At 39.8% G+C, this 18,582-nt stretch carries 19 protein-coding genes; 6 read left to right on the top strand and 13 right to left on the bottom strand.

Annotated features, from left to right (window positions below; translation table 11 throughout):
- Window positions 1-22 precede the first annotated feature (22 nt).
- Window positions 23-1,333, top strand: coding sequence for a radical SAM family heme chaperone HemW (hemW, locus tag ACHEVO_RS04530; RefSeq protein WP_394124388.1), 1,311 nt, complete (start codon window positions 23-25; stop codon window positions 1,331-1,333).
- Between the two features lie 100 nt (window positions 1,334-1,433).
- On the opposite strand, the gene ACHEVO_RS04525 is transcribed toward hemW, so the two are convergent.
- On the bottom strand, window positions 1,434-1,574 hold the full coding sequence (locus ACHEVO_RS04525) for an entericidin A/B family lipoprotein (RefSeq protein ID WP_057759705.1): 141 nt from the start codon (window positions 1,572-1,574) through the stop codon (window positions 1,434-1,436).
- A 257-nt stretch (window positions 1,575-1,831) separates the two neighbouring features.
- On the opposite strand from ACHEVO_RS04525, the gene ACHEVO_RS04520 reads away from it, so the two are divergent.
- Window positions 1,832-2,392, top strand: a complete 561-nt coding sequence (locus ACHEVO_RS04520; RefSeq protein ID WP_102092185.1) for a tRNA (cytidine(34)-2'-O)-methyltransferase — start codon at window positions 1,832-1,834, stop codon at window positions 2,390-2,392.
- A 152-nt stretch (window positions 2,393-2,544) separates the two neighbouring features.
- Here ACHEVO_RS04520 and ACHEVO_RS04515 read toward each other — a convergent pair whose 3' ends face one another.
- From ACHEVO_RS04515 to tusD, 4 genes are all read right to left on the bottom strand, one after another.
- Window positions 2,545-2,889, bottom strand: coding sequence for a TusE/DsrC/DsvC family sulfur relay protein (locus ACHEVO_RS04515; protein ID WP_394124097.1), 345 nt, complete (start codon window positions 2,887-2,889; stop codon window positions 2,545-2,547).
- 8 nt (window positions 2,890-2,897) lie between these two features.
- Window positions 2,898-3,227 carry a hypothetical protein gene (locus tag ACHEVO_RS04510; protein ID WP_394124096.1) on the bottom strand — a complete coding sequence of 110 codons (330 nt, stop codon included), beginning with the start codon at window positions 3,225-3,227 and terminating at the stop codon, window positions 2,898-2,900.
- A 54-nt stretch (window positions 3,228-3,281) separates the two neighbouring features.
- Window positions 3,282-3,605 carry a hypothetical protein gene (locus ACHEVO_RS04505; RefSeq protein ID WP_101204423.1) on the bottom strand — a complete coding sequence of 108 codons (324 nt, stop codon included), beginning with the start codon at window positions 3,603-3,605 and terminating at the stop codon, window positions 3,282-3,284.
- Between the two features lie 67 nt (window positions 3,606-3,672).
- Window positions 3,673-4,140 (bottom strand): sulfurtransferase complex subunit TusD, encoded by a 468-nt coding sequence (gene tusD, locus ACHEVO_RS04500; protein ID WP_394124095.1) that lies wholly within the window; start codon window positions 4,138-4,140, stop codon window positions 3,673-3,675.
- 408 nt (window positions 4,141-4,548) lie between these two features.
- On the opposite strand from tusD, the gene glnE reads away from it, so the two are divergent.
- From glnE to ACHEVO_RS04485, 3 genes are all read left to right on the top strand, one after another.
- Window positions 4,549-7,413 (top strand): bifunctional [glutamate--ammonia ligase]-adenylyl-L-tyrosine phosphorylase/[glutamate--ammonia-ligase] adenylyltransferase, encoded by a 2,865-nt coding sequence (glnE, locus tag ACHEVO_RS04495; protein WP_394124094.1) that lies wholly within the window; start codon window positions 4,549-4,551, stop codon window positions 7,411-7,413.
- Window positions 7,414-7,789: 376 nt separating this feature from the next.
- Window positions 7,790-8,719, top strand: a complete 930-nt coding sequence (locus ACHEVO_RS04490; protein WP_394124093.1) for a branched-chain amino acid transaminase — start codon at window positions 7,790-7,792, stop codon at window positions 8,717-8,719.
- 214 nt (window positions 8,720-8,933) lie between these two features.
- A complete protein-coding gene (locus tag ACHEVO_RS04485) occupies window positions 8,934-9,827 on the top strand; it encodes a polysaccharide pyruvyl transferase family protein (protein WP_394124092.1) in 894 nt (297 codons plus the stop codon).
- 182 nt (window positions 9,828-10,009) lie between these two features.
- Here ACHEVO_RS04485 and ACHEVO_RS04480 read toward each other — a convergent pair whose 3' ends face one another.
- From ACHEVO_RS04480 to ACHEVO_RS04460, 5 genes are all read right to left on the bottom strand, one after another.
- Window positions 10,010-10,636 (bottom strand): YrbL family protein, encoded by a 627-nt coding sequence (locus tag ACHEVO_RS04480; RefSeq protein WP_394124091.1) that lies wholly within the window; start codon window positions 10,634-10,636, stop codon window positions 10,010-10,012.
- Between the two features lie 50 nt (window positions 10,637-10,686).
- Window positions 10,687-11,469: a glycosyltransferase family 25 protein gene (locus tag ACHEVO_RS04475; RefSeq protein WP_394124090.1), complete on the bottom strand. Its 783-nt coding sequence runs from the start codon at window positions 11,467-11,469 to the stop codon at window positions 10,687-10,689.
- Window positions 11,470-11,559: 90 nt separating this feature from the next.
- Window positions 11,560-12,339, bottom strand: coding sequence for a glycosyltransferase family 25 protein (locus ACHEVO_RS04470; protein ID WP_394124089.1), 780 nt, complete (start codon window positions 12,337-12,339; stop codon window positions 11,560-11,562).
- Window positions 12,340-12,351: 12 nt separating this feature from the next.
- Window positions 12,352-13,122: a glycosyltransferase family 25 protein gene (locus tag ACHEVO_RS04465; protein WP_394124088.1), complete on the bottom strand. Its 771-nt coding sequence runs from the start codon at window positions 13,120-13,122 to the stop codon at window positions 12,352-12,354.
- A gap of 5 nt (window positions 13,123-13,127) precedes the next feature.
- A complete protein-coding gene (locus ACHEVO_RS04460; RefSeq protein WP_394124387.1) occupies window positions 13,128-14,144 on the bottom strand; it encodes a capsular polysaccharide biosynthesis protein in 1,017 nt (338 codons plus the stop codon).
- Between the two features lie 260 nt (window positions 14,145-14,404).
- Here ACHEVO_RS04460 and ACHEVO_RS04455 point away from each other — a divergent pair, with 260 nt between their 5' ends.
- Entirely contained in the window at window positions 14,405-15,571 is a 1,167-nt protein-coding gene (locus ACHEVO_RS04455) for a glycosyltransferase (RefSeq protein ID WP_394124087.1), read from the top strand.
- Window positions 15,572-15,630: 59 nt separating this feature from the next.
- On the opposite strand, the gene ACHEVO_RS04450 is transcribed toward ACHEVO_RS04455, so the two are convergent.
- From ACHEVO_RS04450 to ACHEVO_RS04440, 3 genes are all read right to left on the bottom strand, one after another.
- Window positions 15,631-16,476, bottom strand: a complete 846-nt coding sequence (locus ACHEVO_RS04450; RefSeq protein WP_394124086.1) for a hypothetical protein — start codon at window positions 16,474-16,476, stop codon at window positions 15,631-15,633.
- Window positions 16,477-16,584: 108 nt separating this feature from the next.
- The gene (locus ACHEVO_RS04445) at window positions 16,585-17,301 is read right to left on the bottom strand and encodes a glycosyltransferase (protein WP_449301498.1); all 717 of its coding nucleotides are present in this window, start codon (window positions 17,299-17,301) and stop codon (window positions 16,585-16,587) included.
- 234 nt (window positions 17,302-17,535) lie between these two features.
- Window positions 17,536-18,567: a lysophospholipid acyltransferase family protein gene (locus ACHEVO_RS04440; RefSeq protein ID WP_394124084.1), complete on the bottom strand. Its 1,032-nt coding sequence runs from the start codon at window positions 18,565-18,567 to the stop codon at window positions 17,536-17,538.
- Window positions 18,568-18,582: the final 15 nt, after the last annotated feature.

Here is an 18,582-nt window from a genome sequence, read left to right as displayed (position 1 = left end):
GCCCAAAGTGAATACAGACAGTATGCCAAACGACCTGAATACGTTAAGTCTTACTGAACCAACAACGGATACTATCGCGGTAGATGTGACCGACATTCCATTGTCTCTTTACATTCACATCCCGTGGTGTGTAAAGAAATGTCCTTATTGCGATTTTAATTCGCATGAGCTACCGATGGACAGTGAGCTATCCATGTATGAGGAATACGTCGATGCATTACTGTTAGACGCCGCGATGCAGCAACCTTTAACTCAGGGCCGAAAAATTGGTTCGATATTTATCGGTGGTGGTACGCCGTCTTTGTTACCTATCACTCAGTATCAGAGATTGTTTACTGGGTTACGTACATGTTTTGAATTTGCAGAAGACATCGAAGTCACGATGGAGGCCAATCCCGGCACACTTGAGCATGCACCATTTGCGCAGTATTTAGAGGTTGGTATCAATCGTCTGTCTATCGGCGTACAGAGCTTTGCCGCTGATAAGCTAAAGGTACTTGGGCGTATCCATGATCCTGTGCAAGCATTATCAGCAATTCGAGCTGCCAAAGCAGCTGGATTTGCACGGGTCAACGTCGACCTGATGCACGGTCTACCGCAGCAAACCATGAATGAAGCGCTAGAAGATATCCAAATGGCGCATGATGCTGGTGCAACGCATATCTCTTGGTATCAACTGACTATTGAGCCAAATACCGTGTTTTACCGTAGCCAGCCTATTTTACCCGATGAAGACAATTTGGCAGATATCGAACAAGCAGGTCAGTCGCTATTGCAGCAATTAGGTTATAGCAATTATGAGGTGTCGGCATGGGCAGGTGCGTCAGACAAACCATGTCGTCATAATATCAACTATTGGCAGTTTGGCGATTATCTAGCCATTGGTGCTGGGGCACATGGTAAGGTGACGATTGGTCGTGACGATAGCAATGGTAGTAACTCGTCAGACGTAAAAGATAAAATGGAAGATGACTTGTTAGTAGTGTCAGGTATCTATCGCTTTAGCAAATCGCGTTTGCCAAAAGATTATGTAGTAATAAATCCAGATACCACGAAGATGTCTGACATACGCCAAATCACACCAAAAATGGTTGGCTGGCAAGTGATTGAACAAGAGGAGTTAGTGAGCGAGTTTATGCTAAACGCACTGCGCTTACATGGCGGCGTCGCTTGGTCTATGTTCGAAAAGAGAACTGGATTAACGCTTAATAGTATTACTGAACAAGTAAAAAGTTTAGTCAAACAAGGATTGTTGGTAGATAGTGATACGCAGTTGCAACCGACCGTATTAGGTCAGCGTTATCTCAATCAGATATTACGCGCGTTTTTATAAAATCGTGCTTGAGTGATTGTTTAACAGCAGCGGAGTAAGAACACAAAAAAGGCTTATCAAATGAATGATAAGCCTTTTTGAAAATCTAAAAAAGCAGACCTTAGATTTTGTTTTGTACTTCTTGTGCGCCGCCAGTTACAGCATCACCAGCGCTTGATACGTCTTGGCCAAAGCCTTTGAACGTGTTGCAACCAGTTAGAACGAACATAGCAGTTAAAGATGCGATGATTACTTTTTTCATAATAGTATCCTCAAAGATAAATGAATGGTTATAAATAACAACAGTGACGCTAAGCATCGTGCTCAAGCTTCACTGAAGGGGTATTGGATGAGACAGTCATACATAAATGCTATCGCGTTATCCATTACAGACATCATAGTGAAAGTTAAAAACGCTGCACAGTATCAAAATGTAATTATTGGCAGTAAACTGTAACTTTCGATTACCTACCGCTCATAAATTTACATAATAGAGCGCTGAATATTTGTGGAGTAAGAATGACCATCCATATCGTGCTAGTAGCACCAAAAATGCCGAGCAATACTGGCAATATTATTCGACTGTGTGCCAATAGCGGGGCACAGCTACATTTAGTCAGACCGTTAGGGTTTGAGCTTGATGATAAAAAGCTACGCCGCGCAGGTCTCGATTATCATGAATATGCGCATTTGCAAGTGCATGATGATTGGACGGCTGCAAGGCAAGCACTAAAAGCCGCTGATTGCCATGTCGTTACCGCATTGACAACCAAGCTAAGCAAACCATTCTACGATTATGACTTTGGTAAGCACTCGGACTCTGAAGCATCTGATAAGGCTGCTATGCCCAATATTGCGCTAGTATTCGGTTCTGAGACGGCAGGTCTGGCAGATGATATACGTGAAGATATCGGTGCGGATAACTGGTTAAGACTACCCATGCTGGCTGACTCGCGTAGTTTGAACTTATCAAATAGCGTAGCCATTTGTTTGTACGAGATATGGCGACAGCAAGGATTTTCAGGCGATGAAGGTCGTAGTATTGGGTATGAGACATTGACAGTCTATGACCCAAAATAGCTATGTGTTTAAACAATAGCTATAGACTTAGAAATATTTGCGTACTCAATGAGCAGTGAAGTATTAGATGCTGCTCATGTACATATGATAATTTTCTAGTGCGACGTCGATCATATCTTATCGCTTATCATATTTTATCGACTATAAAGTACTTATAAACAGTTTGGTGGTTTGGGTAGTCCTGCTAAGCGATTGACATGACGCGCAACCAAACCTGTATTAAACAACTGCTGTAGCTTTTGATTGCTAATATCGAGTTCTGGCAAAGTCTTTTGTAGCCATTTGATTAATGGACGGGTTGCAGGCGCGTGATTAAATTTGTCAAAAAACGCGCGCACTTGTTGCAAAACTTCTAAATGCTCGTCGCTCAGATTGACCTCTAATGTGTCTGCCAATTGCTGCGCGATAACAGGTGTCCAAATCGTATGGTCACATAGATGGCCGTCTTGATCCAATTCGATGTCAGTCGCTGATAACGCAGCGTTGTGAGTAGTCATGTCATTACTCATAAGGCAATCGTCACTACTTTATCAAACTGAATGCTCTGAGTCAGTCCGACCCATTCTGCGTCGTTTAAAATAGCAGTCAACTTAGTCTCTAAATTAAGCTTGCCAGTTGTATTTGCCGTGAGCTGTTCGATGTCATCTGCCAATGCGTAAATACCAGCAATACCACCTATATCGCTATCATTTAAATAAGCATTGAGCCAATCGATAAAAGCAGGAGTGCTGCCAAGCAGAATGATACTATCACCTGTGCGCCAAGTGCGAGACATCTCTTCGGTGCTGCGTCTAAGGGTAGCCATCGTGCTATGCAATTGATATAAAGTTGCCATAAAGGTGTCCGATTACGTGCTTTATTATTTTATAAGTCTAAGTTATATAGCGATTTAAAAGGTAAGTATCTGCTCAAAGTCTTGCGAGTTGATGACCTCTGGCACGAGTGTGAGCTGTGATGCCAGATCTGTCGGCAACATACCAGTGACCCAGCCACTAAAGACATCATCAGGTAGCCAAGCTGCGGGCATATCGTAAAGCTCAAGTGACTGAATCATACCATGCAGCCGCGAGTCAGATTGCATCAGTAGGCCAAAGACCGGCGCATCTAAGAACAATTGCACCTCATGACCAAATGTCGCTAAAGTTAGTGCAAGCGCACAACCTTCGTAGCTTGCTGCTTCAGTGGGCGTGTGCAGCTGAATTAATAATCTCATTATGTATTCCTAAAAATAGTTACCGCTACCAGTGATCTCAATAGACAAGTTATCAAACGACACACTATCAAAACTGTATCAAACGACTGTCATCTTGCATCATCATGGCAAGCTCACTAAGTCCCACTAACGTAAACCCTGTCGCAAGATTGGCACCGTCAAGCTGATGGCGTGAGCTGTTGTCTACATCACTCACACCGCGGCTAAGGGCTGTACTGACACAGACAGGCAGAGGTAATTGATACTGCTCAGCCAATGACTGCCATTCTTTGGTCAAGTCTAATTGATCGGCTGACTGCCAACGCAAGCGATTGGCTATGTGAGCCGAGTCGCCATAAAAGAAGACATTGAGCAGAGGTTGTTCAGAGGCAGCATTATCGCTGCTGCCTGTACCTGTACTATTAGTGTCATTGTTATCAATATCATGACTATTCGCTGCGCCCTTCAGATAAGCACGTGCGTAGCGTAACGCCAAGTGTGCCAATGGGTGACTAGGGTCAGCAGTAATCAGTAGTAACGGGGAAGTGGTCGTCATAAGGCGCGGTATCACATATTATAAATTAGAGTTTAAAAATTATGGCCGAGTTGCTATAAATGCTTTGTATAAAGTAATTTGGTCGTTATTATTATAGTGCTTGTGTGCAAATTTGCGTGACAGAAAACAGAATTTATACTGATAATGCGACATACAGCGGATCATACTGTCATATCAAATAACGTTATGTCATAAAAGAGAGGTGCGTCGTCTCTATCAAAGATGTTTATGCTAACATAAAGCGCCGCAAACCAAATAGAGTCACTGTTATTTAACGTGGTTTTATCTCAAGTGTAGGCACACTGAGTATTATTATTTGATGCTGTGACTGCCTCGTAAGAAAAAACAATAAACTTATGAGCTAGGTTCACGTAGTCTTACCATTCTATGTAAGGAGTTTTTGTCACTATGTTACCTGCTATGCCCTCACGTGTGAACAATGGTACAGATTATCAGCCTACCGTAGAACAACTGCAAGTCCTGCAGACAGCGAGCGAATTTGCTTATCAGATTTGGGAAAGTCGGACCGTTTCATGTCAGACGTTTTTGCGTAGCTATCCATTGAATAGTACGCTGACCCGTCAGCAAATCGATGATCTGATACAAGATTATACGTTAGATGAGAACTATCAACTCGCTGATGAAATCAAGGTCATGAGTGGTCTGCGTCACTTGCGCACGCTACTAATGATGCGCTGGATTTGGCAAGATGCCTTGCAGACGATCAGTCTGGAGCAGCTGACCGATGAGTTGTCTGAGTTTGCAGATGGTTGTATCTCTTTTGCTAAGGATTATACTTATCAGCACTTAGTTGCTAAATATGGCGAGCCGACCTTTATCAATGAACAAGGCAATGTACAGATTGATGATATGGCAATCATGGCCATGGGTAAACTTGGTGCGCAAGAGCTGAATTTATCAAGTGATATTGATCTAATCTTTGTGCATCAAGCGCGCGGCGAGACCAATGGCAATAAGGCTAAAGGCACACGTAGCATAGACAACAAACGCTTTATGACCAGATTGGGTCAAGGCATCATTAAACTGCTTGATAACAAGACTGCTGACGGTTTTGTCTTTCGAGTAGATATGCGCTTACGTCCATGGGGTGATGGAAGTGATTTGGCTATTCATCTATCCGCATTACAAAAATACTTTACGATGCATGGGCGGGCGTGGGAGCGTTTTGCTTGGTTAAAAGCACGCGTAGTCGGACAAATAGACCAGCCATTTTATGAAGAGATACAAGCGCTGATTAAGCCATTTGTCTTTCGTTATTATGTGGACTACAGTGCGTTTTCGGCATTGAGAGAGATGAAGTCTCTTATTCAAAACCAAGTTGCACAGCGTGAAGACTTGGACAATATCAAGCTTGGCGCGGGTGGTATTAGAGATATTGAGTTTATCGTACAGGCCTTTCAGCTTATCTATGGCGGCCGGCATCCACAGTTGCAAATCAAACCTTGCTTGCAAGCGATGCAAGTATTATGTGAGCTTGGCTATCTGGAGCATTCAACTTACGAGCAGCTACAGGCCGCGTATCGGTTCTTACGCCGGCTTGAGCATGCTATTCAAGCGATTAATGATCAGCAGACCCAGCGCTTACCACACGATGAGCAGTGGCAGCATAATCTAGCAGTGACGCTGAATTTTGAAAACTGGAATGCCTTATTAGATCAGCTTAATCGTCATCGCGAGAGTGTCAATGTGCCGTTTGAGCGTATGGTCACTGAGCGCCAAGTACCTGACAACGAAGATACTGATCTAGAACCAGAGCACTTAGATGAGCAAATTGCTCGTTTAAATGAAGTGCTGACAGAAGAAAATCGCGAGTTACTACAGAACTTTTGGCAATCAAAAATGGTGGCTAATTTAAGTGATGAGGCCAGAGAGCGTTTAGACGACGCATATCCTGTCATTGTCCATGCGTTGTTAGCGCATCAAGAACAGCAGCAACTTGCCAATACTGCTTTACCAAGATTGATCTCACTGCTTGAAGCGATTTGTCGCCGTTCTATCTACTTGGTCATGATTGCTGAAAACCCTAATGCAACGATTGAGCTAATTCCAATGTTATCTGCCAGCCCGTGGATCGCAAAAGAGTTGGCTCAGTATCCTGTATTATTGGATACTTTTTTGCAGCAGCGTTATCGCCATCTGCCAGATAAGCGTGAGCTACGTGATATCTTGCGCCAACAGTTGCTACGCGTCGAGCCAAACGATGAAGAAGAGCTGTTAAGCGTCCTACGTCTATTCAAGAAGAATCAAGTGTTGGCGGTCGCTGCTAGTGATGTATTGGCTGAACGCCCGATTATGAAAGTATCGGATTCATTGACTTATATCGCTGAAGTAGTTCTAGAAGCGGCATTAGAGCGCGCTTTTGCAGAAATTGTTAACCGTTATGGGTATCCTATTGGCCAAGATGGCGACCCAGTCACTGAAGCGGACTGCGGCTTTGCAATTATCGGTTATGGCAAGCTTGGTGGCTTAGAGCTATCGTATTCTTCAGATTTGGACTTGGTATTCTTACACAAGATAAAAGAGCAAGGCATGACCACTGGTGAAAAATCAGTCAGTGGTATGAAGTTTGCCGCGCGTCTTGTACAAAAACTGATGAATTATCTCAATACTCAAACACGTGATGGCCGTGCTTATGAGATTGATATGCGTCTGCGGCCTTCGGGAAATGCTGGCATGATGGTAGTGTCTTGTCATGCGTTTGAAACCTATCAGATGGATAAAGCATGGTCGTGGGAGCATCAAGCGTTGGTACGTGCTCGTGCGATTTGCGGAGATAGACGCGTCACTGCACGCTTTTGTGATATTCGACGCGATGTATTGTCGTTACCACGGACACTGGATCAAGTACGTAGTGAAGTCACCAGCATGCGTATCAAAATGCAAAAGCATCTAGGCACGAGCCAATGGCAGCAGGAAGCGGGTAAGTTTCATCTTAAGCAAGATGCAGGCGGGATTGTAGACATTGAGTTCTTAGCACAGTTTGCTGTATTGGCTTACTCGCATGAATATCCAAGTTTGACCAAATGGAGCGATAATGTGCGAATTTTTGCAGAAGTTGCTTTGCTTGGTATTTGGGATGACCAAGTCTGTCAGGATTTGACTGATGCCTATCTAAGAATACGTGCTGCTACTCATCAATTGGCACTATCAGAGCAGTCTTTGCTCGTTGATGAGTCATTGTGGCAGGAGACGCGAGCGTTAGTACAGTCACAATGGCAGCATCTTATGGGTGTGGAGACAGACGACGAGTAATATCGAAACTTGTATGATTAAGGCCTTGCCGATAGTCCAAGAGACGCTTAAACTGTAATGCGTTATGATAAATAGAAGCTATGAACAAAAACTTTCAATAAAAGCTATAAACGAAAACTATGGATAGAATTGGTAGCTAGGAACGATATAATTAAAAACCATATAGTGCCAAACCAAAAGATTTCATTTGCCAAGACGGCCAGTGATATAATCGGTCACACATCATCATAATACTGTCAGTCGTTTGTCATAATGAAGATGTTGTTTAGGCAATAAAAGTTGACGCTGCGGTGTTATCATACGATGTTGATCAATACTGTTAAATAAAACCTACCTAAAAAAAGTTAGACGTCAGTGCTAGCATAAGGACAATAAAATGAATATGGCAACACAAGATGGTAAGCTTTGGATGAATGGCACGATGATCGAACAGCCAGATGCTAAAGTTCATGTGCTTACACATAGCTTGCATTATGGTATGGCTGTGTTTGAAGGCGTACGCGCTTACCAAACAGCGGATAATCGTACCGCTATTTTCCGCCTAAAAGAACACACCGAGCGTCTCCTTGGCTCAGCTAAAATCTTTCAAATGGACGTATCTTTTGATGCTGCCACTTTAGAGCAAGCACATAAGGATGTGGTCAAGCAAAACAACTTAGCAGAAGCTTATATTCGTCCGCTCATTTGGGTAGGTGCAGAAAAACTTGGCTTGTCTTCACGTGACAATAGCATCAATGCAATGGTTGCTGCTTGGCATTGGGGTGCTTATCTTGGTGAAGAGGGCATCAAAAACGGTATCCGTGTAAAAACGTCATCATATACGCATCACATGCCAAACGTGACTATGTGTAAGGCTAAAGCCTCTAGTAACTATCCTGTGTCTATCATGGCAAACCAAGAAGTGACGCGTAATGGCTATGACGAAGCTATCTTGATGGATCCACAAGGATTTGTATGTCAGGGCGCAGGCGAGAACTTATTTTTGGTGAAAAATGGTGAGCTACATACGCCAGACCTATCAGGTGGTGCATTAGACGGTATTACCCGTCGTACTATCTTGCAGTTCGCAGCTGATCTAGGTATCAATGTTATCGAACGCCGTATCACTCGTGATGAGTTTTACTTGGCTGACGAGATATTTATGACAGGTACTGCTGCTGAAGTGACACCTATTCGTGAATATGACGATCGCATCATCGGCAATGGTGGCCGCGGTCCATTGACTGAAAAACTACAGACCCTATACTTTGATGTGGTTCATGGTCGTAATGAGAAATATATGGACTGGTTAAGCTTTATTGATTAAAATTTTAGATTTTCGTGTAGAAGCAAAAAGCTAAGATTTCAATGGTCTTAGCTTTTTATTAGAAAAATAATACTATTAAGTATCTTCAAAGTTATGAGTAAAACAGGTTGGCAGTCTTACTATTTTATCTATTAGTACAATAGAGAATACTCAGTTTATAAATAGCTTTTCAGAATAATTTACGATATAAGATAAAGAGTGAATAGTTATAATTATGGCATTTTTTAATAACAAAAAACATAAAAAATCAACCACTGAAACTACGGATTATATTGAGACTTTTGATATTGACAGCAATGGAAATTTTACTTCAACGGAACTGATTCATACATACTGGTGGGATGTAACAACTAACTTTGGTGATTTGATAGGTCCATGGTTAATAACTCTGATGACCGATAGACCTGTATCAAACTCTAAATATCTAAATATTAATAGAACTATATTCACCGTAGGTTCTATTATTGAGCATGCTAGTAATTTCCCAAATCAGAAAATATCTATATGGGGTTCAGGACTTATACAGCCTTTAGATAACCCAAAAAAAATAAAGAAATTAAGGCGTTGTCAAATTGATAAGATATTAGCAGTACGAGGTTCACTTACCAGACAGGAGTTATCAAAAATATATGAAATTGATAATAGCCTGCCACTAGGTGATCCAGCTTTGTTACTACCTAGGTTTTTTTCACCAAGTTTAAAAAATATTAATCATATTAGTATAGTCCCACACTTCAATCATAAGAGCTTATTCGAAAGTTATGAAGATACCTTCAATATAATCAATGTGATGCAATCTCCTAAAAATGTTATAGCTGAAATAGCAAGCTCTAAAATTTGTATATCAACATCTTTGCACGGAATTATAATTGCGCAAGCCTATAATATACCGTGGTTACTATTAAGAATTGCAGATGAGACCTTGCTTGGTGACATGTTTAAGTTTAATGATTTTTTCTCAACTTTGAAAGGTGAAGAATTTCCTATTAAGACAATATTAGCTAGTGATCTGCGCAATTTAGATTTCAACAAATTGGCAACAGAAGCTTCGTTGATCCCTATAGAAACTAATTTAAACGACCTTCTAGATGCTTTTAGTATGGAATAAGTTGTTAACCATTATAGTGAAGTTTTTTTGATTTGATTCTTATGTTAGGTTGACTTCTGTTGTAAATGATAAAATTATCTTAGTATAAGTATAAGTATAAGTATAAGTATAAGTATAAGTATATATGAATTAAAAATCAATAAACTTCAATTTGATATGCAAAGATATCAGTCAGCTAGATTTTAAGTCATGTTCAAATTTATCTGATTATGGATTGTTTTCTCAACTTTCTTGATATTTCGAGTGTTGACAGTTTTGCTCATAGCTCTAAAAGGTATAATCAATTTTTCGCCGATACCATCAACTAATACAAATTCTGGCACACCCTGTCTTTGTTCAGTATACATAATACCAGCGATGTTTACCTCACCGAATACAATATGCATTTCGCAGCATTTATCAAAGAATACTTTTAATGCCTCAATATGTTTATCTTCTAACATCTTTTTTTGTGAAAGCTCGTTCAACGATATTGGAAGACCATTAGGACTTATTATTTTCTCAGTAACTAAGCCTAGTCCTTGATCAGTAGGAATAAAGCCATAAACAGTTTCAATAGGAAAAGTAAAGACTTTCTGGTTATAAGTGTTCTTACATAACTGTAAGTATTGTAGTAGTTCTCTACGAAATTGCCTATAAATTCCCTGAGAACGATGTGATCTTAAATAGTGCTGATTAGCTCTACCACCATCATGTGTTGCATTTATAGGTTTCATTATCTTAATAACTTTATCAAAATCTGATGGGTGTTCATACACAAACTTCTGAGTGCCTTGACCCAAGATTGTAAGATTCTCAACTATTTCCATGGATACAGTACCTAATGTGTTTTAATATTAAGGGTAGATAGTTTCAAAGATTATTTAAAAATCACCTTTCTTGCTAACAAAAGCTCTTTTGTTTTAAAGGTTAGTCTTTTGGCTTCTCTATTAATTTTAGAAAAGATAGTTTTTTTCTCTTTCTCTTTTAAAGAATTCCGTATTTTACGTTCTTCTTCTAACGAGCTAGGCAAAGAAAGAGGTTCTAGTGATTCTTTTATAATCATCTCTTGCACACATAGTGCTGGTACCATTTGAAAGATAGGTTCTTGATGATTAAGTATGAAATGATTGAATATAGTTTCATCAATGGGCTGAATTTCACTGTGTAAGACATACTCTAAAAGTATCTTTGCACCTTGCAGAGAAAGAATATATCCTGCTGCTCCTAAGTTCTTGCTTTTAAGCTGTGCTATATAACGTTTTTTTGATAAAACATTATGAGTCTCTGAGGAAAGAAACACTTTTTCATAGAAGCTTTCAATCTTGATTATGTTCCAACCAGGTTGAACCCATTCCGCATTACTTAGTAACGATTTAGCATCTACACCTAGATAAATATCATCTTCAAAAATAGTTACATATGGAATACTTTCATTAATTGCTTTTTTCCAAACAGCAATATGGCTCATCATACAAGCTAGCTCTGTTGGTGTAAGCGGACTTCTATTTAAATCTAACCCTAAAGCTTGTGCGTAAGAAGTCGCTATATCAGGGGTTAGGGCATCAAAGAAATCAAAGTTTATATTATGTTTTTGAAATTCAGTTGTCATATGCTGTCTGCGTTCGGTCTTGTGGTTTAGACTGATGACTAGGTTTTTCATATAAAGATAGCTCTAAAATAGACGATTACGACTAAAGGATGTTTGAACAAGCATTTGTTATATTACTACTTGATAGTATGTTAATAGTTTTTATTTGAAAGGTATTTCTTCGGCATGTAGTGAGTGTTTGGCTTGTTCTACTAGTCTACTTACTTCTCTACGGATTTTTGCTAAGCCTTTTTTCTTTGCATAACCCATACGTTTGCTACGACTCTCTTCTAATGAGCTAGGAAGTAATAGTCCCTTGCCACGCTTACTGATTATAATGTCTTGAACGCAAAGTGCCGGTACCATCTGATAAACAGGTTCGTTATTATCAAGGATATAGTCCCTAAATATAGTTTCATCTATAGGCAGCATTTCACGCTGTAAGCTGTAATCAAATAAATCCTTGATGCCCTGTAAGGTCAGTGTATAAGCTCCTGCTCCTAAGTGTTTATCTTTTAAGGGTATAAGTTGGCGTTCTTTGGGAAGGTTATGGTATCTTTTCTTGTTCAACAATACTTTGTTGTAGACTGTCTCAATCTTAATTATATTCCAATCAGGTTTAATCCATTCGGAACTGCTCAAAAAATACTCAGAATCTACACCTAAATAAATATCATCTTCAAATACGGTTATGTAAGGAATGTTTTCATCAATTGCTTTTTTCCAAACAGCGATATGACTCATCATACAAGCTATTTCAACAGATGTTAAATGCATAGATTCTAGTTGAAAAGGTAAATTATATTTTTGAATATATATTTTTGCGGTCTCTGGTGTTAACGCATCAAAAAACTCAAAGATAACATTATGTTTGCCAAACTCATTAGTAATATGCTCTCTACGCTTTGTCGCTGACTGTAGGCTGATAACAAAATTCTTCATAGTTTAAATAACTCAGATATATTTAGTAATTATTAGGTTTTTAATAGCTGCTGCTTTATCTTGCAACATTCTTTTCTGTTTTTTCAAACTATAAGATGAGTCTCTACCTTCTTTTTCTTTACGTTGTATATTTTGGGTCGCTTGTGTACCTAAGATATCGCTATCGAATCCCATTGGGCTAATCAGTGCAGGCCATAAGCCTAGACCTTTACCATTTTGGCTAAGCCATCTTTGGAAGAAAATGTCGACAGGCATATAAATGGTCTTACCTTGTTTAATAAACTCTTCTGCACCTTTGCGTGACCAAATAAGCCCTAAGCCGCGGATAGGGAAGTAATAAGCATGCCATAAAGTATGCGCATCAAAAGTAACAATGTCTTTAGCAAGCTTCTTCTTTTTAGCTGCGATATTAACCAGATACCAGTCCAACTCTGGATGAGTATGTAGATACGTCAGTGTTTTATCAATAACAGGTTTAAAACTACTGATCATCTTCATATCATCTTCTAATACAACTAAAATATCAGCATCAGTTTCTAGGAACTTTTGTGCACATTGATAATGGCTTAAATAGCAGCCGATTTCTGAATTTAAAAGACTACGACCTAAATTACTTCTGGCTCGTTTGTCATCATAGTCTATAAACTCCGATAAAGCTTTGCTGCGGCCATCATAGGCAGCGATGCGTTCAAATGACCAACCAATATTACTAAGCTGTTGTCTCGATCTTTCTAGGCGCTCATCGCTACCGTCTAGGTTGATCAAGTAAGTAAGAACTTTCATATCATTTACCTTTTGATAGTACATTGGGTTTCTTCTATCAACAACGATTCGGGTAAGTATAGATAGAACTTTTTAATCATTGCTTTATTAACCTTTTGTGAAAACCCTTCACTTAATAAGTCCATGCTTTGAATACAACCGTATTTTATAGATTCATCATCTAAATTTTTTATGAATTTCTCTACGCTATATTCATTTTTAAGATAGTTTAGGTTTAAATCAGGTTTCAGAACGGCTTGTTTTTTCTGTATGCTCAAGTGATTAGCCAAAGAAACTGGATCGAATTGAGATATATCTCTAAAACGATGCTTTATCTGATTTTCCAGAAAAGTAAGGTTGCTTAGTAAATAGCTGCTTAATATGCTCTTGTCAACAATATGAGGATAATGATGTATCTTGAAGAATTGGTTAGTCTTAAGAGGTATAGAGCCTAACATTTGCGCTGTAGTATATTTAGGCTGAATAGGAGTCTCTAAAAATTTGTTTAAGAGTTGCCGATATTTCATTTTAGTATTAAGTACTATTTTCTTTTGCCAATGGCCATGAATAATAATTTTTTCATCATCCAAAAATTCATCCATTTTTACCGGTTGGTTAAAAAAGAAATCATCATTCATATAGATGAAGTAATCAGATAGCCCATTAATATTCCATATCATCGTCTCAATTGAAGTGCTATTAAACGTAGGTAAAAACTGCTCGTAACCTAAAAATATGTCCTTATGATCAACAATGCGTATTTTATCTGCTGAGCAAATACCTTGCTTGGCAAACTCATCGATGAACGCTGGCTTCTGTTGATCTGTGACAAGATATATATGACGACAAAAAGGCACATATTTGATGATAGAAGCAATATTATAATATATCTCATCGTCGCTAGCGAAACGCGTGTCAGTTATTGCGTCAGATGCCACTTCTTTAGTTGGCTTATACTGTTCTCGTTTTTGCTTGAGTATAGGGTCTGCGCCATCTACCCAAGCAATGACGATGTCTAATGTGTTTTCACTAGGCTGCTTCATAACTAATCCTGTTCTTTGCGGATATACATCTATGTTAGTAGCGATATTAGACCAGCTATGATATTTGCTGATGCGATTATTAACAAGGTTTAATCGATTTAGATAGTTAGACTTATTATCATTTTTTATAGAGATACCGTTAAATCCTGCTCGTACTTTACTAAGTAAATGCCGAGCACCAGCGGTAGGTGAGACTAGCATATAAAGTCAGAACGCTGCAATAATTATGACCATAGTTGCATTCATTTGGCTAACCTATCATGCCTATACCGTTAAAAAATCAAGCTGAGACACTAATGCCACCTACTATTCTATTTATTTTAAAAGCGCTTGAAGGTCGCGGTGCTGAGCGTATGGTTACGACTTTGGCAAGTGCTTATGCAGATATGGGCTATCGTACTCATATCCTATGCTTGGAAGCGACGCAAGATATGCTACTAGACGCTCGTGTTCAATATCATATCGTGTCATATGATGAGGTGTTTTCTGAGCAGAATCTCGACCCAGAATCTACGCAAGCACAAGCCTATGAATCAGTCGCTAAACGTATTGATACTTACGTGCTTAGCCAAATAGGGAGGCCAGATTTGATACTGGCTAATATCTATAAGATAAACTGGATTATGGCATATAGTCAGTTGCCAAATATCGTAAATGTACTGCATACAGCACTATCTAAGCAGTTCCAAAACCAATTATTAGAGGCGCCAGTACAGACTATAAATCATTTGAAAATGGTTTATGGCGCTCATCTTTGTAGCTGTGTGAGTAAGGGTGCACGCCAAGATTTGATTGATATTATAGGAGATATCACCAAAACCACAACAATCTATAACCCTTGTGATGCTATCGCTATAAATACCAAAGCAGCAGCATCTAGCCATCTTGAACATTTCAGCTTAGTAGATAAAGAATACATTATACATGTCGCTTCATTTGATAGCATGAAAGGTCATCGAGACTTGCTACAGGCGTATGCCAAAACAGAACGGAAGCTGCCATTAGTACTAGTAGGTAAAGGTAGGCTTGAAGCAGAGATTAAACAGTTGGCTGTCCAACTAAATATTAGCGATTGGATTAAGTTTTTAGGCTTTCAGACCAACCCTTATCCATTAATTAGAACAGCTGCACTGATGGTACTCACCTCTAAGTTTGAAGGCTTTGGCTATGTCATTGTAGAGGCGCAAGCACTGGGCGTACCAGTAATCAGTACGGATTGTCCTTTTGGGCCAAGAGAATTATTACCTGAGCAAAACTTGATTACGGTAGGTGATATTGATGGCTTGGCGTTACTCATCGACCAAGCCATAGACAATCTTACAGATTATATCGTGCCGCTAAACCAGCAGTTATTTCCTGAACATATTGCAAGACAGTACTTAGCGTTTGGTTCTGTTTTAGATTCAGAGAAAAATGAGGGTTTATAACGTGTAGTGGTTCTTAATTAAACGCAATCAAGTAGAGGTTATTAATTGCGAGTCATCAACTAGAAAGTGTCGAATAGCGTTTTAGAGATAGGAGAGTGGTTGACGACGGGTACACCATGCGATTGATAGATTCTGCCGAGCAAGTTAAATGAAGGTACAATGCGCTCGTGCATGACTTTGCTGAGCATACTTGGCGCACTATTATTTTTATTTTCATAAAACCGTGGTTGCTTGCTATTAAGCAGATCAATACCGTACAGATGAATACTCGCTGCTTGGCGCGAAAACGCCAACTGCGCCGCGACATAAGCAACGGTGCCTGCTTCCACAAATCCATGAGTAATGTTAAGAGAGACACCGATGTCAGCCGCTTTATGATCGCTATCAATAATAAAGTTTGGATTATTGATAAAGTACGATAGCGGCATTTTTTTATTGAGTAATTTTTTCTTAAAGATAAGCTTATTAAAAGATAGCTTGTTTGACTTGACTCCCCATGGCCTATCCACTGGGTACAACACCCGCATGGCATGATGGTACGTTTGCATAATATCAGGGTGCGTGGTGGCCATCGCTTCAAAGACAGCTAACGTTGCATATAGAGGTTGACCCGTATAGTACTGCTGTAAAATCTCAGGCTGATGATTGATAAAGCGCGCATCACTGATGACGTAACCAACAATATCGGTAAACTGATGCTGCCCAATCAGGCTGATACTGCCATTGACAAAAATAGTAGGCGTATCTAGGAGCTCTGCTAACGGTAGCTGCTGTATAGATGGCCCTGAAGCGATAATATTGACGTCTTTTCCATGCAAGCTCTGTTCAGGTTCATTGGCATTAAAAGCATTGATAATGATGAGCTCATTATCAATATTGAACCCAGCGGTAGCAGGTAATCTCAAATATAGCGCCATACTATTTTCCAGTCGTTTATTTCACCTATCTTATATCTTAATACACTGCCTTTACGCTAATTATAAATTGTCTAAATATGGTTAATTACTAAGCATCTATTGCCAATGGTCTTTTAACCATGGGCTTGGCTTCACATGTCGATACCATTTACCACCACTACCAGCAATCGCATCGGGCGGGTTAATCTCACCGTGGAAGATAACGATTTTTGCATCATCCGGCAGAGTAGGTGTGCGTACAAAGTTAAAAGGAATCGGCGCAATACATTGGTACTTAAAGCTAACACACCATGTCTTATCCCAATACTCTAGGTGGTGATGTTCACGCAAATAGTTAGAAAGGTAAGCCTGCTCGTGACGTACTTGGGTACGAATGGTTTCAAAGTGTCGCTCAAAATTGGACAGCAAATCAGGATAAGTATTCATACCAATATTAAAGCGGTAGACGGAGCTGTTACCAATCATGCGCCAAGGTTTTTTCCAGTCGCGGATGATGACGACACTGTCTTCATGCTCAGCTTGGTAAGTAAAAAACGCATCGATATTATCGACAATGACAATATCGATATCTAAAAATAGGGCCACACCTTTTAAATCATACAGCTCAGGCTTAAAGGTAGTCAGTTTTTTCCAACCACGTTCAGGACCTGCTGGTAGATCCATATCGGGTATCGGATAGCAGGCAATCGCAGGGTCAATACCTGTGCTGTCATCGGTCAAGCAAACCATCTGAAAATCTAAGGTTAGATGTCGACTAACCATGTTATAGAGACGATTGACATATTCAGGACCATATTTGTCGCCCCATTTCATACAGATGATATAACGCTGTTCAGCAGCATTTATACTGGTTTTCTTAGGATCTGTAGATGATGTCTTAGTTACGTCAGATGTCATAATGCACTCGTATTGAGATAATAGTCAGATAAATGAAGGACTAATAAAAGTAAAAGAATATAGAGTTCAGCCAATATTAGCATAGCTGTGACTGATAGAACGTCTAAACTGATGGTACGTCTAAATAGTGCAACGCTAGGTTGGTGATGACTAATGATTGTCGAGCTTAGTGTTATCGTTTTTAACAGTACTATCGTTTTTAACATTGTCGCTTTCAACATTGTCATTTTTAACGCTATCGTTGATATCACTAGCAGAACGACTAGAAACGCTAGAATGGTGAGATTGGATAAAGGCTGCTAAAGTCTCTTTATCTTTTTTATAAGGATTGCCTAAGTTTGGTATACGCTTAAAACGTCGATAGCCCCACATATAATGACTGTAGTTGTCTGTAATCATACGCTCCATAGCCTGATTGAGAGCATGAGTCGCCACTTCAGCATTGCGGTCATACAAGGCTGGATCATCGAGTTTGTAGCAGTAAATATCAAAACCGCGTCCATCGGTACGGCGAATACAAGATAAGCCAACCAGCGCACATTTGGTTTTGCTTGCCAATTTGGAGGCAAGTGTACTGGTCAATGTTTTGATACCAAAGAACGGAACGACAACGCCGCCTGATGGCTCTGGAACGTGGTCGGGCAGTACGATACTAAAACCACCTTGCTTGAGCGTTTTAAACACGGCTTTGACGCCGCTACCATCAGTAGGTACTAAAGTCGCGTTAAGTCGCGCTCGACCCTGAAGGATAAACTCGTTAGCGAATTTGCCGTCAACTGGCTTATACATAATGGTTGGCGCACCAAACTGGTTGAGCCAAGCATTCATCATCTCCCAAGTGCCGAGATGCGGGACGATAGCAAGCATGCCATTTGGATTGGCAAGACCTTCTAAAAAAATGTCTTTATTATGGACATCACGAATCTGAGCAATACTCCACTCAGGAGGCATCGCCCAACTTTTTATAGATTCAATACTGGTCAGACATTGATGATAAATAATGTCTTTGGTCAATGCGCGCTTTTGCTGCTCAGACAAGGTATGAGTAATCAGCGCCATATTGATCTGAATGGTACGCATGATACTTAAACTGGGTATCTTAATAATAACCCACGCAACAAAACGTGCCAGCATCTGCAGTACAGACAATGGCACGACTTTGAAAATATGATACGGATTCATGACCACTCACACGGT

It is taken from the genome of Psychrobacter nivimaris, from assembly GCF_043419765.1.
Lineage (GTDB): Bacteria > Pseudomonadota > Gammaproteobacteria > Pseudomonadales > Moraxellaceae > Psychrobacter.
Note: the sequence above shows the minus strand (reverse complement) of the source record. Positions and strands in the feature narration are given on the sequence as shown.

Bases quoted from the DNA above. Each gene is read 5' to 3' on its own strand.
- hemW (WP_394124388.1), top strand. From the start codon at position 23: ATGCCAAACGACCTGAATACGTTAAGTCTTACTGAACCAACAACGGAT.
- ACHEVO_RS04525 (WP_057759705.1), bottom strand. From the start codon at position 1,574: ATGAAAAAAGTAATCATCGCATCTTTAACTGCTATGTTCGTTCTAACT.
- ACHEVO_RS04520 (WP_102092185.1), top strand. From the start codon at position 1,832: ATGACCATCCATATCGTGCTAGTAGCACCAAAAATGCCGAGCAATACT.
- ACHEVO_RS04515 (WP_394124097.1), bottom strand. From the start codon at position 2,889: ATGACTACTCACAACGCTGCGTTATCAGCGACTGACATCGAATTGGAT.
- ACHEVO_RS04510 (WP_394124096.1), bottom strand. From the start codon at position 3,227: ATGGCAACTTTATATCAATTGCATAGCACGATGGCTACCCTTAGACGC.
- ACHEVO_RS04505 (WP_101204423.1), bottom strand. From the start codon at position 3,605: ATGAGATTATTAATTCAGCTGCACACGCCCACTGAAGCAGCAAGCTAC.
- tusD (WP_394124095.1), bottom strand. From the start codon at position 4,140: ATGACGACCACTTCCCCGTTACTACTGATTACTGCTGACCCTAGTCAC.
- glnE (WP_394124094.1), top strand. From the start codon at position 4,549: ATGTTACCTGCTATGCCCTCACGTGTGAACAATGGTACAGATTATCAG.
- ACHEVO_RS04490 (WP_394124093.1), top strand. From the start codon at position 7,790: ATGAATATGGCAACACAAGATGGTAAGCTTTGGATGAATGGCACGATG.
- ACHEVO_RS04485 (WP_394124092.1), top strand. From the start codon at position 8,934: ATGGCATTTTTTAATAACAAAAAACATAAAAAATCAACCACTGAAACT.
- ACHEVO_RS04480 (WP_394124091.1), bottom strand. From the start codon at position 10,636: ATGGAAATAGTTGAGAATCTTACAATCTTGGGTCAAGGCACTCAGAAG.
- ACHEVO_RS04475 (WP_394124090.1), bottom strand. From the start codon at position 11,469: ATGAAAAACCTAGTCATCAGTCTAAACCACAAGACCGAACGCAGACAG.
- ACHEVO_RS04470 (WP_394124089.1), bottom strand. From the start codon at position 12,339: ATGAAGAATTTTGTTATCAGCCTACAGTCAGCGACAAAGCGTAGAGAG.
- ACHEVO_RS04465 (WP_394124088.1), bottom strand. From the start codon at position 13,122: ATGAAAGTTCTTACTTACTTGATCAACCTAGACGGTAGCGATGAGCGC.
- ACHEVO_RS04460 (WP_394124387.1), bottom strand. From the start codon at position 14,144: ATGAAGCAGCCTAGTGAAAACACATTAGACATCGTCATTGCTTGGGTA.
- ACHEVO_RS04455 (WP_394124087.1), top strand. From the start codon at position 14,405: ATGCCTATACCGTTAAAAAATCAAGCTGAGACACTAATGCCACCTACT.
- ACHEVO_RS04445 (WP_449301498.1), bottom strand. From the start codon at position 17,301: ATGAAATGGGGCGACAAATATGGTCCTGAATATGTCAATCGTCTCTAT.
- ACHEVO_RS04440 (WP_394124084.1), bottom strand. From the start codon at position 18,567: ATGAATCCGTATCATATTTTCAAAGTCGTGCCATTGTCTGTACTGCAG.